11 protein-coding genes are annotated in these 13030 nt (G+C 49.0%); 8 read left to right on the forward strand and 3 right to left on the reverse strand.

Going from position 1 to position 13030, the window contains the following annotated elements:
• Positions 1 to 325: 325 nt before the first annotated feature.
• The 3 genes from DVO77_RS15295 to fadI form a co-directional block, all read right to left on the reverse strand.
• Entirely contained in the window at positions 326 to 526 is a 201-nt protein-coding gene (locus DVO77_RS15295; protein ID WP_110456112.1) for a hypothetical protein, read from the reverse strand.
• A gap of 267 nt (positions 527 to 793) precedes the next feature.
• The gene (gene fadJ / locus DVO77_RS15300; RefSeq protein ID WP_119978924.1) at positions 794 to 2911 is read right to left on the reverse strand and encodes a fatty acid oxidation complex subunit alpha FadJ; all 2118 of its coding nucleotides are present in this window, start codon (positions 2909 to 2911) and stop codon (positions 794 to 796) included.
• A gap of 4 nt (positions 2912 to 2915) precedes the next feature.
• A complete protein-coding gene (gene fadI / locus DVO77_RS15305) occupies positions 2916 to 4226 on the reverse strand; it encodes an acetyl-CoA C-acyltransferase FadI (RefSeq protein ID WP_110456114.1) in 1311 nt (436 codons plus the stop codon).
• A 401-nt stretch (positions 4227 to 4627) separates the two neighbouring features.
• On the opposite strand from fadI, the gene DVO77_RS15310 reads away from it, so the two are divergent.
• The 8 genes from DVO77_RS15310 (at position 4628) to DVO77_RS15345 (ending at position 12932) form a co-directional block, all read left to right on the forward strand.
• On the forward strand, positions 4628 to 5584 hold the full coding sequence (locus tag DVO77_RS15310; RefSeq protein ID WP_119978925.1) for an AAA family ATPase: 957 nt from the start codon (positions 4628 to 4630) through the stop codon (positions 5582 to 5584).
• Positions 5584 to 6513 (forward strand): DUF58 domain-containing protein, encoded by a 930-nt coding sequence (locus DVO77_RS15315; protein WP_119978926.1) that lies wholly within the window; start codon positions 5584 to 5586, stop codon positions 6511 to 6513. Before DVO77_RS15310 ends, DVO77_RS15315 begins: the two co-directional genes overlap by 1 nt.
• Entirely contained in the window at positions 6514 to 7014 is a 501-nt protein-coding gene (locus tag DVO77_RS15320; RefSeq protein ID WP_119978927.1) for a DUF4381 domain-containing protein, read from the forward strand.
• Positions 7002 to 8006, forward strand: coding sequence for a vWA domain-containing protein (locus DVO77_RS15325; protein WP_110456118.1), 1005 nt, complete (start codon positions 7002 to 7004; stop codon positions 8004 to 8006). The genes DVO77_RS15320 and DVO77_RS15325 overlap by 13 nt, the downstream gene beginning before the upstream one ends.
• Positions 8003 to 9955, forward strand: coding sequence for a VWA domain-containing protein (locus tag DVO77_RS15330; RefSeq protein ID WP_119978928.1), 1953 nt, complete (start codon positions 8003 to 8005; stop codon positions 9953 to 9955). Before DVO77_RS15325 ends, DVO77_RS15330 begins: the two co-directional genes overlap by 4 nt.
• Positions 9949 to 11571, forward strand: coding sequence for a BatD family protein (locus DVO77_RS15335; protein WP_119978929.1), 1623 nt, complete (start codon positions 9949 to 9951; stop codon positions 11569 to 11571). Before DVO77_RS15330 ends, DVO77_RS15335 begins: the two co-directional genes overlap by 7 nt.
• A 100-nt stretch (positions 11572 to 11671) precedes the next feature.
• Positions 11672 to 12235 (forward strand): sigma-70 family RNA polymerase sigma factor, encoded by a 564-nt coding sequence (locus DVO77_RS15340; protein WP_119978930.1) that lies wholly within the window; start codon positions 11672 to 11674, stop codon positions 12233 to 12235.
• Complete coding sequence (locus tag DVO77_RS15345) at positions 12228 to 12932, forward strand: DUF3379 domain-containing protein (protein WP_119978931.1); 705 nt, start codon at positions 12228 to 12230, stop codon at positions 12930 to 12932. Before DVO77_RS15340 ends, DVO77_RS15345 begins: the two co-directional genes overlap by 8 nt.
• Positions 12933 to 13030: the final 98 nt, after the last annotated feature.

A 13030-nucleotide genomic window follows, 5' to 3' on the forward strand; every position in this document is an offset into this window, starting at 1 on the left:
GGTATTCCTAACGTTAAGTTTAAGCCTGTTGCTGTGGCTGGTATTCCCAACGTTAAATTCATCAACTCTGCAACGGCTTAAGTTTAAAGGAAAATCATTATGTTGAAATCAATAAAGAAAGCTCTTGGACTTAATAACAAACCCGAACGGAAAAAAGTCAAACTACCACCAGGTCTGGATCGTCTAGAAGTAATCCCAGCTAAGGGATGGTGGAATTAATTCGCATCTTCAAGCAAGGGCTCACCAAATACAATCACAAAAAAAGGAGCATTTATGCTCCTTTTTCGTGATAGTAGTAATAACCGAGTGACTAAAGCGCTAAGCATTACAGGCGGATAATTGCAGCACCTTTACCTTGAGCACGCTTGATAGCTAAACGCTTATGAGTTGCTAACAAGGGGTAACCAGCCGGACCAATAAGCAAACCTAATAAGGCCCAACGTTTAACCCCAAGCCCAGCGCGAAACGCCATATTGCCCATGACCACACTACTAAATGTGAGAATACTACCTACCAATACAATCACTTAAACCCTCAACTGTTAACTTATTGACCCACTACTGCTCATCACTTGTGTCATGACACATTTAGCCATGTTTGCCCCAACGACTTTGCCAAGCATATTTACCAGCAGGCATGATAACGAAACCAAAGTGACAAGTGAATAAAAAATAGGCAATCATTTTCCTTAAGCCAAAAAAACGCGGCATAATGTTGCCGCGTCGTTAACAATAACCTATCATTTTACATTAAGGTTTGTATGGTTACTTTCAATTATTAACAAGCTCACTTATTAATGAAATTGTGCACCTGAAGTCGCCATTTCCAATAGGGTATCGCATGGTTTAAATCGTTCACCATGGACATTGGCATAGCGGTTCAATTGCTCTACTAATTTATCTGCCCCTAAGGTATCGATGTAGCGGAAAGGCCCACCTAAAAACGGCGGGAAACCTATCCCAAATATTGCACCGATATCACCATCACGTGCTGAAGCAATAATTCCCTCTTCTAAACAGCGCACCGCTTCATTGAGCATCTGCACAACACAACGTTGTGCCAATTCAGTGGCATCTGTACTGGCAGATGGACTTAACCCCAACAGAGTATATACCGTCTCATCGACCTGTTTCTTTTTCGATTTAGACCCGTATTGATAGAAACCTTTGCCATTTTTACGACCCTTACGCTCGTCAGCGAGCAACTTATCAAAGGCTGCTGGCGCCTTAAAACGCTCGCCAAGTTCTTTCTCTAAAATAGGCGAAATCTTAGCCCCAACATCAATGCCGACTTCATCGAGCAACGTCATGGGTCCAACCGGAAAACCAAACTTGACTAAGGCTTTGTCTAGATGATCAACACTTTGCCCTTCCAACAATAAGTTTGCAGCTTCATTCATGTACAAGGCTAAAATACGGTTGACATAAAAACCAGCGCCGTCTTGCACGACAATTGGTGTCTTGCCTTGCTTACGCGCAAAGGCCACTGTGGTCGCAATCGTTTGTGCCGAGGTTTTTTCATGGGCTATCACCTCGACAAGAGGCATCTTTTCGACTGGCGAGAAATAGTGTAAACCAATCACATTTTCAGGACGCTCTGCCGCCTCTGCAATTTGCGAGATAGGCAATGACGAGGTATTTGAGGCAAAAATGGTCTCTTCGCCACATTCACGCTCAATATCTTTAACCATCTGATGTTTTAAGGCTAAATCTTCAAATACCGCTTCAACAACGATATCTGCATCTTTAACGCCTGTATACTCAGTGGTCGTGGTCATCAGAGACATGATATTATCACGCACGGCCGGCGTCATGTGACGCCGCTTAACCCCTTTATCCAGTAGCTTGTAGGCATAGGATAATGCGTTGCTTAATCCAGTTTCATTGATATCTTTGACCCGCACCGGAATTTTAGCTTTAGTCGTGGTCACTGACGCAATGCCACCGCCCATTAAGCCGCCGCCCAAAATCACCGCTTTATGAACGGGTTTAGGCTGCACGTCACCTGCACCCGACTCTTTTTTCATCTCTGTGGTAGCAAAGAAAATACTTCTTAACGCTGCCGACTCGGCCGACACCACTAAGTCACCAAAATGACTCGCTTCGACATCAAGGCCTACGACCATGCTTTTGGTCATGCCTTGACGTACGCAATCGATGATTTTAGCGGGTGCAGGATAGTTACCTTGAGTCTTTTTATTCACTTGCTTTAACGCTTGATCGAACACAATATTGCGCCCAACAGGCGTGCCTTCTAGCAGACGATTGACCAGCGACACTTTACCTTTAGGCGCTATTTTTTTGCCCGTGAGCGCCATCTCTATGGCCGTTTGCAACAAAATCGATTCTGGTACCACATCGTTCACTAAGCCCATTTTCAAGGCTTGTTTAGGGCGAACTTGCTTACCCGTCAACATCATATCCAGCGCGGTAGTGATCCCCACCAAACGCGGTAATCGCTGGGTCCCGCCGCCGCCGGGTAATAAGCCTAACTGTACTTCAGGCAGTCCCATCATGGTTTTATTACTGTCACTGCACACACGCTGATGACAGGCCAATGCCAACTCTAATCCACCACCTAAGCAGGCACCATGAATGGCGGCAACCACGGGAATATTTAGCGACTCTAGAGCCTGAAACACCTCATGACCCTGTTTGGACAGTTGTCTTGCATCTTCGGCGGTTTGACACGCTGCCAACATAGAAATATCTGCACCAGCCACAAATGAATCTTTTTTACCCGATACCAAGACGATGCCACGGATCTGTGGGTCCGCTTTTATCTCGGCCAACATTTCACAGATCTCTGGGCCAAATTCGGCGCGCAGGGTATTCATTGTTTCACCAGGCACATCCATTGTCAGAACGGCAATACCATTTTCCAGACGGTTTAAACTAAAACTCTTTTCCATGAGATCACTCCACTTCTACAATCATTGCTGCACCAAGACCACCCGCGGCGCAGGCCGTGGCAAGGCCCGTGCCCCCACCGCGTCGTTTCAATTCACGGCACACTTGAGTGATCAAACGCGTACCTGTGGCGGCAAAAGGATGACCATAAGCCAGCGAACCACCCAGCACATTAAATTTACTCATATCAATTTCACCGATGGCGCGATCACGGCCGAGCTTTTCTGCGGCAAATTTCTTCGACGCGAACATCTGCATGTTAGCCAGAGTTTGCGCCGCAAATGCTTCGTGCATCTCGATAAGGGTTAAATCTTCCAGCTCCATTCCCGCTCGCTTAAGGGCTAACGGCGTAGCGTATGATGGGCCCATCAACATATCTTGCCACACATCAATGGCGGTAAAAGCGTAGCTCTTGATATAGCCAATGGGTTGATAACCTAAGGCTTTAGCACGACTTTCGCTCATCAACAACACCGCCGAAGCGCCGTCGGTTAATGGCGTACTATTAGCAGCGGTGACTGTGCCATGTTTACGATCAAACGCGGGGCGCAGTTTGGCATAAGACTCTAGAGATGAATTTTGACGAATATTATTATCCCGATCGATAAAGGACTTATAAGGCGGCACATGGGCTGTCATCACTTCATCGCGTAAGTTACCTGAATCCCATGTTTCTGTCGCCAAGGTGTGCGAGCGATGGGCCAGCGCATCTTGATCGGCGCGGCTAATATTATAGGTTTTAGCCATCTGCTCTGCCGTTTGCCCCATTGACAAGCCGGTTGAGTATTCGGCGACCGCAGGCGGAACGGGTAATAAATCTTTTAAACCAAGGCGTCTAAAGATAGCCAGTTTTTGGCTAAAAGTACGGGCTTTATTCAAATCCACTAGCGCATGAGCCAGTTTTTTTGACACACCTATAGGTAATACTGAAGAGGAGTCGGCGCCACCAGCAATGCCGATGTCGATATTGCCCGTCATGATAGATTCAGCCACATTCACGGTCGACTGGAAACTGGTCGCACATGCTCGCGTCACGCTATAGGCATCGGTCGCTACGCTCATGCCTGTGCCAAGCACTATTTCACGTGCAATATTGGGTGCTGCAGGCATCTGCACCACTTGCCCATAAACCAGTTGCTCAATCTCCTTGGGATCCAGCTCTGAACGGGCAAGCAGTTCGTTAACCACCATTTTGCCCATATCCAACGCCGATACACCATGAAACGCACTCGCTTGCTTAGCAAACGGGGTTCTCAGCCCCATTACAATCGCAATACGATCGCCCTTTGCATTCCTAACTTGCTGTAGATGACTCATTTTTTGCCCTCGTGTCACGCCTATTCGAATAAATTCTCATGGCGCAATTATTATTGTTCCCTTACCCACAGATTCAGCTCATTAACCCAAGCAATCAAACAGGTCAGACCATGAAAGTGTGATCTGATTCTAACTTCTTATTCCAAAGTTTTAAACACTTGTTTGGTTTATAGACAGTGAAATTAAAAAAATTCTGTGTTAACAATGTTTAATAAACTAATTACTCTGAGTGATTAGTGTAATTTCCACCACAAGCATGCTAACTTATTTTGTTTCTATGCCATTGCAATGGACAGCTCGAGGCCAATTGGTCCTGTATTTAGACTAGCCAAAACTGGTCTGAATTTTTTACCATATGCGCTGTCTATAGCTCACACAAATTAATATAACTGAGTAGCATCATGCCTTTAAGTCGATTTCATGCATTACGCGAATACCTAGACAATGTCATTCTAGGTCAGCCTGTTCTTACCGAAAATTTACTGATCGCATTAATTGCCGATGGACACCTATTAGTCGAAGGACCACCAGGTTTAGCCAAAACCCGCGCGGTGAAAGCGCTCAGTGATGGCGTTGAAGGCGATTTCCATCGCATTCAATTCACCCCCGATCTGTTACCAGCCGATCTGACCGGCACTGATATCTACCGCGCCCAAACGGGCACCTTCGAATTTGAAGCAGGCCCCATCTTTCATAACCTGATTTTGGCCGATGAGATCAACCGCGCCCCCGCCAAAGTTCAATCGGCGCTTCTCGAAGCTATGGCAGAAGGCCAAGTGACCGTTGGCAAACACAGTTATCCTTTACCTAAGTTATTTTTAGTGATGGCCACGCAAAATCCGCTCGAAAATGAAGGCACTTATCCTCTGCCCGAAGCGCAACTCGACCGGTTTCTAATGCACCTTAACTTAGATTACCCGAGCGCCGAAACTGAATTTAAAATCATGCGCTTATCACGTAGTGAAGCCCTAACTCACGATGCGCCCAGTGTCAGCCCAATTGCGCAAGCAGATATTTTTGCCGCCCGTGAAGCCGCACTTGGCCTCTACCTTGCTGAGCCGTTAGAGCAATACATAGTCAATATCGTGATGGCAACTAGGCAGCCGCAGCAATACAGCGACACTCTTGCCAGCTGGCTAGAATACGGCGTGAGCCCACGTGCCACTATTGCTATCGAGCGCTGTGCGCGTGCCCGCGCCTGGTTAATGGAGCGCGACTTTGTCTCTCCTGAGGATATACAAGCCGTGGTGCCCAACGTATTACGCCATCGATTGCTACTCAGTTATCAGGCTCAGGCTGAGGGCGTCTGCAGCGATCAGGTGATCAACCACATTCTTAGCCAAGTCGCGGTGCCTTAATGTCTGTCAGTGAATTACCGCTATTTGCCGATGGCGTATCACTCAATCAAAAAGAGCTACTTGCATGCCAGAATATTGCCCGCGCTCTGCCTGAAACGCCGACCAAAGCTCGTGCGGCTCTGGCAGGCCACCGCGCGAGCAACATCAGAGGCCGAGGCATGGAGTTTGCCGAAGTACGGCACTACCAAAGTGGTGACGATGTGCGCACCATAGATTGGCGCGTGACCGCTCGCACAGGTAAAGCCCATACTAAATTGTTTGTTGAAGAACGCGAGCGGCCAGTGCTGCTGCTACTGGATTTAAGCCATAGCCTCTATTTTGGCTCAAGCCTAATGCTGCAAGCAGTGCAAGCCGCTCATGTGGCAGCGACTTTAGGCTGGCGCGCCGTGGGCCATGGCGATCGACTCGGTGCGCTCATAGCCAGTGAGCAACAACATATCGAGCTCAAACCCCGTAGCCGTCAAAGTGCTATGCTGCCATTGATCTCGGCGATGCAAACGGTTCATCAAGCGCAGCTTGACGGTATGGGAGCTCACGTCAGCGAACCTGAGCATATCTACCGCGCCTGCCTGCGTTTACGCCGCATAGCCAAGCCCGGCTCACTGATTTGGATCATCAGTGATGGCAGCCATTTCACACCGCAATGCCTGCAGCCATTAACTGAGTTATCACGCCACTGCGATATAGGCGCCTTACTGATCACCGATCCCCTCAGACAAGGAGAGCTGCCTTTACCTGCTCAGTTTCAGCTGCCAGTTAAAGACGGCGCACAAGAGTTAGTGCTCAATCGAGCCAGTTATAACGGTTGGCTAACCCGCCAACACGCCCAGCAACAAGGTTTTATCGATATGATGCGCCAACTTAACGCGCGTTTACGTACAATCAGCGCAGCACAACCATTGAATCAACAGATTGGAGCCTTAAGATAGATGCAAACGGCCAACAATCCAGCCCTTGCTGCCATGAAAGACATTCAACTGCCCGAGCCTATCCATGCCTGGCCACCCGCTTACGGTTATTGGCTGGTACTGGCCGCATGCCTTACTATTTTGGCTGTCTGCCTATGGTGGTTCATCAAGCAATATCGACATCGCGCCGCGAAACGTGAAGCATTAAAGCAGTTAGCCCATCTGGCGCTCAACCACCCACAATTCGCTATTGAAGTTAACACCATACTCAAACGCAGCGCCATGAGCTACCTGCCCCGTGAACAGGTGGCATCACTTGAAGGTGAAGCCTGGTTACAATGGCTACAGCAGCAGGTCACCCACATAGACGATAACTTGCCGCTGTTATTAGCTAAACGCTACCAGTCCAAGGCACTCACTCCCACTCAAGCAGAGCAACTGCGCCAAGCTGCCATAGGCTGGCTTAAGCAGGCTCTGCCACTCAAGCACCGCGCATCGGAGGAGGCAGCATGTTCACATTAGCCTGGCCTTGGCTATTACTGTTACTGCCATTACCCTTGATGTTTAAAGGCTCAGGCGCCCAACAGCATCAAACGGGTGGCCATTTACACCTACCCGGTGTTGCCGATGTCGGTGCGCAGGTTAGCCAGCAGCGGCCACAGCGTCGGCGCTTACCCTATTGGCTCATTTGGTCACTGTTGGTGCTGAGCGCCGCGCGCCCATTGTGGATTGGCGATGCTATCGAGCTGCCCAGCAAAGGGCGCGACTTGATGTTAGCCATTGATTTATCTGGCAGTATGCAGATTGAAGATATGGTCGTCGAGGGTAAAACGGTGGATCGTTTTACCTTAGTGCAAGCGGTTATGAGTGATTTTATCCAGCGCCGTAAAGGTGACAAATTGGGCCTCATTTTGTTTGCCGACCATGCATACTTGCAAGCGCCGCTGACACAAGATCGCCGCTCTATCGCCCAGTTTTTAGCCGAAGCCCAGATAGGTCTGGTGGGAAAACAAACAGCCATTGGCGAAGCCATCGCCCTGGCGGTTAAACGCTTCGACCAACAGCAACAAAGTAACCGGGTGCTGATCCTCCTCACCGACGGCTCGAATAACTCGGGCAATATTAGCCCAGATCAAGCCGCCGCCATTGCCGCCAAACGCGGCGTGACCATCTATACCATTGGGGTCGGAGCCGAGATAATGGAGCGGCGTACCCTATTTGGTAACGAGCGCGTTAACCCGTCGATGGATCTTGATGAAGCCCAATTGACGGCGCTGGCCAGCGCCACAAACGGACGTTACTTTCGCGCCCGCAACGCCACCGAACTGGAACAGATTTATCAAATGATCGATAAGTTAGAGCCGACCAACAGCGATCAACTCACCTATCGTCCTCAATCAGAGCTGTTTTATTATCCATTAAGCGCTGCCTTACTTATCAGTGTTCTGCTGATATTGTGGCAGTTGCCGTTATTTCAGTCGCTGCCATGGTTAAGATCACGGGGAGCCTTATGATCCATTTTTTACGTCCCGAATGGCTATTGGCCCTATTCCCCTTGGCACTATTATTGTGGTTTGCCCGTCGTAGCCAATACCAGGTATCAAGCTGGAATCGCTACATCGCGCCTCATTTGGCCAAGGTACTGGTATCTAGCCAAACACAGTCAGGTAAACGCCATCTGCATGTGATTGGTTTTAGCTGGTGTATCGCGGTACTCGCGTTGTCAGGTCCTGCTTTTACCAAGCAAACCCTACCGGTATTTGAAACCAACCAAGGACGCGTGATAGTGATGGATATGTCACTGTCAATGTACGCCACCGACTTGGTGCCTAACCGCTTAACTCAAGCTAAATTTAAAGCCAACGATCTTATTACTAGCCTCACCGAAGGTGAAACGGGCTTAATTGCCTATGCTGGTGATGCCTTTACCATTAGCCCACTGACCCGAGACAGGGCGACCCTGTTGAATCTATTACCCACCCTATCGCCAGAGATCATGCCAGTCCCGGGCTCTAATTTGCCTGCGGCTTTAACCCAAGCAACCACTTTGCTTAAGCAAGGGGGCCATCTGCACGGCGATATCATATTATTCACCGATGGGGTAGCTGTAGAGCAAATTAATCAAGCCAAAGCACATTTACAAGGCAGCCAATATCGGCTCTCAGTGCTTGCCTTTGGCAGCCCACAAGGCGCCGCAATTCGTTTACCTGACGGACAATTAATGCGCGATCGCAGCGACCAAGTAGTGGTAGCCAAAACCGATTATCAACATTTAAGTGAATTAGCCAGCGCCAATGGCGGCAAGGTATTTACTTATCGCGCCGATGGCAGCGATCTCAGCGCGTTAAACCTATGGTTAGCCCAGAGCACAGCAACTAAAGCCAGCGACTTAGAAGGTGAACTGTGGCTCGATGCTGGCCCATATATCGCTTTATTATTGTTATTGCCAGCACTATTAAGCTTTCGACACGCCATTGCAGCACTTAGCTGCATCATCTTGTTCAGCCAACCTACGCCCGCCTACGCCAACAGTTGGCAACATCCTTGGCAGACAGACAACCAACGTGCCATGCAAGCTTATGAAAACCAAGATTATCAGCAAGCGGCAAGCTTGTTTTCCGATCCTAATTGGCAAGCGGCCGCCCGGTATCGCGGAGGCGATTACCAACAAGCCCTTAAGCTGTTTGAGCAAGACACAACTGCAACAGGCTTTTATAATCAAGGTAATAGCTTGATGCAGCTGCAAGATTATCCGGCTGCTATTGAGCGCTATCAACAGGCGCTAGCTCAAGATAACGACTTTAGTGATGCGCAGCATAATTTAGCCTTGGCCCAACAACTGCTGGCGCAGCAACAAACTGATAGTGAGCAGCAAAGTCAGAGCGAACAAAATCAAGACACGCAACAGCAAGCAGAGTCTGACAACAATCAGCAGCAAGGCGATGGCGAGTCAGGCGATAAACAACCAGATGAGCCAGACAGCAATCAGCAGCAAGGCAATGACAAGTCAGGCGATAAACAGAGCGCAAGTGAACAAAGCCAGCCGCCATCGGCTCAACAGCCCAGCGAGCCATCATCACAGCCGGATAATACGCCCTCCACTGGCGATGATGAACCAAATAACGAAGCGCCAATGAGCGCTCAAGCACCCAAGCCTGGTGAGAATGATGAGCAGGCTCAGCCAGATCAAGCACAAGCGCGCAGCGATACCAGCGCTAACGAAAACGACAGTTCCAATGCAGCTGAAGCGCTAAATGAAGACTCAAATAAAGACCCTAATGATCATACGCAGGCCCAAGCTGTTAGTCAGTCACCTCCGCCCGAGGAGCTGCCTGCCGAGATGCAACGCGCACTGAGCGGCGTCGTAGACGATCCGCAGGTTCTGCTGCGTAATAAGATGCTATTAGAGTATGAAAAACGCCGCCGTCAGGGCACTACATCAAAGGAAAGTGAACAGTGGTAAATCGATATTTTTTAACTTTCGCCTTATTGGCTCTGACTCTCGTCCAGCCAGCTTTCGCCTTAACTCTACTTGAGACCTCGGTTGACAGAAATCCTGCTATCGAGGGCGAATACTTAGTACTGACGATTAAGGCCGACGATGATATCAGTAACGGCAGATTAGACACCTCGGCGCTATTAAAAGACTTTATCGTGGGGCGCACCAGCGTCAATCGCAGCACCCAAATAATCAATTTTGATGCACGTAAAGAGACGCGCTGGCAAGTGTTATTGGCCCCCAAACGCACAGGGCAGCTGATCATTCCCGCGCTCACCATCGACAATGTCAGCTCCTCGCCCATCACGCTGACGGTCACGGCGCCTGGCAGTCAACCTGCGCAGATGAAAAACCTATTTATCCGCAGCTCGCTCTCCACCGAGCAGGCTTATGTCGGTCAGTTAGTTACCTACAAGGTAAAACTCTATCTGGCCGTTGAGCTGCAACGTGGCGTATTGAGCGCTCCCAATGTGGAGGGGGCGCAACTCAAGCAGTTAGGCGAAGACAGTGATAGCAGCGAAATTGTCGATGGGCGGCGCTATCGTGTCATCGAGCGCAGCTACAGCATTGTGGCCGATAAAGCCGGCACCTTACACTTATCGGGTGCGACTTTTTCTGGTGATGTATTAATTGAAGCCTCGCGGCGTGGTGGCATGTTCTCATTTAATGAAAGTCGCCCCATGCAAGCCCAAGCGGCGCCGAGTGAAATCACGATTTTGCCCATTCCTAGCCAATATCACGGCCAATGGTTAGTGAGCGATCTGGTGGTACTTAAAGAAGATTGGACTGATATCGATACCATAGAGGTCGGCACGCCCATCACCCGCAATATTACCCTGCTGGCCTCTAATACCGAGCAAACCAGCCTGCCAGCATTAACCATTGGGCTACCCGATGGCTTTAAAATGTATCCTGAAAAGCCCAAACGAGAAACCTTTGTGCGCGACAAACAGGTGGTGTCACAGCTAACACAAACGGCGGCGATAGTACCGACTCAAGCGGGCAACTACACCTTACCCGAGATCCGCGTGCCTTGGTTTAATTACCTCACTCAAACCCAAGAGTTTGCCACCTTACCAGCTCGCACAGTCAACGTGATAGCCGCCAGTGCCAACCCGGTAGCGCTCAACCCAAGTGCCACCATAGTGCAACCCAGCGCTGGCTTTTGGCCTTATCTGAGCGCATGTTTGGCACTACTGTGGCTACTGACTCTACTGCTGTGGGCTAAGGCGCGTGGTAAAACGGTGGGCAAAAGCATCTCGCCCACGACATCAGCACCTCAACGGACGACAACGGGCTTAAACGCGCTGCACCAAGCCTGTCAAACGGGTCATGCTGGGCACATTATCTTGGCCTTACAACAGTATTTTAGCCTGCAACAAGGTATGCCCATGTCCTTAAGTGACATAGCGGCACTCAGCCCTGCACTTAAACATAATATCGATAATATTCAACGCCACGCATACAGCCCTGCGGCACAGCCCATAGACACTGCAGCGCTACTTGATGCCGTCAAACAAGTTACAACGGCAATGCAAACGCAACCACCCAGCGCCTTGTCATCGTTAAATCCGAGCTAAGTCACTTGCTTTACCCAAACCAACAGGAATAAGGTTATTCCTGTTGGTTTGGCACCATATCAATGACGTGAACACCACGTATGCATCATAGCGAGTAAAAATGTTTAGCCTTAAACGAAAGAAAGTGCCGAGTCCCTCGGTCAATAATGACATGCTAAGTAAACAACGACGATACGATAGCCTTGTCAGGGCACTTCATGGCGATCTTTACCGTTACGCCTATTGGCTTTGCGGCGATAAACATATCGCAGAAGATATCACCCAAGAGACCTTTTTAAGGGCTTGGCGCTCACTCGAATCCCTTAAGGATGATAAAGCCGCGAAAGCTTGGTTAATTACCATTTTACGTAGAGAAAATGCCCGAAGGTTTGAACGCAAACAGTTTGACTACTCTGATGTCGAACAATCTGAATTGGCCGACAAAGTGTCGCTATCAACTGAAGACAATATGGAGCAACATCTGCTTCGACGGCAAATCGCTCGTCTTGAAGTCGAATACCGAGAACCATTAATCCTGCAGGTTATCGGTGGTTTTACCGGCGATGAGATTGCCAACATATTAGACCTTAACCGCAATACCGTTATGACGCGCCTCTTCAGGGCTCGCAACCAATTAAAAGATATGCTCGATGATACGCAAACAAGGGGGCACTCCAATGGATGAGTTGAAATTCCGCCGCGAGGCCTATGAAAATCCGCAGCGTCGTGATGCCGACTTCATCGCAGCCATGGGAGAGTCGAGCCAACGCGCTCAGTTTGTCAATGACTTAAAGCGCTTTGACAACCAAATTGAAGCGGCACTTAATATCGATGTCCCCACTGGCTTAGAAGCAAAACTGCTATTAAATCAACAGTTACATCAACACCAAGTACGTCGCCGCAAAATGGGCTTCACCTTGGCCATGGTCGCTTCGGTGGCTTTTGTCGCAGGCATCAGTTTTAGCCTATTTAGGCTGGGACCGGTCGATTTGGGTGAACATGCCCTAGCCCATGTTGCTCACGAGACCGTTGCGATGCAAAGCAGTCTCGATATCAGCTATAACACCATAAATAGTCAGTTAGCGTCACTGGGAAATTTTGCTAATGCTCGTTTTACAGAGCAGCCAGGGCGAGTGTTTTTCAGTACCTATTGCGACTTTCAAGGGGTGAGAAGTTTGCATTTAGTGATGCAAGGTGAGCAAGGCAAAGTCACCTTATTTATTGTGCCCATTGAAGAGCGCATGATCTTAGAACAAGCCTTTGCCGATAACCGTTATCAAGGGGAAGGCTTTACAGCAGACAACGCCTACATGTTATTAGTTGCCGAACATCACTCCGATATCGACAACATTAAAAACGAAATTCAGCAAACTTTCATCTAAAATAATTACAACCTATGGCGAGTTTTACTTGCCATAGGTTAGATCTTCATCACATTAGCCGCCTTTATTGAGCTGCAGAGCCAACATCTGCTAGCATA

Origin of the sequence: Shewanella algidipiscicola (genome assembly GCF_003605125.1) — a bacterium.
Taxonomy (GTDB): domain Bacteria; phylum Pseudomonadota; class Gammaproteobacteria; order Enterobacterales; family Shewanellaceae; genus Shewanella; species Shewanella algidipiscicola.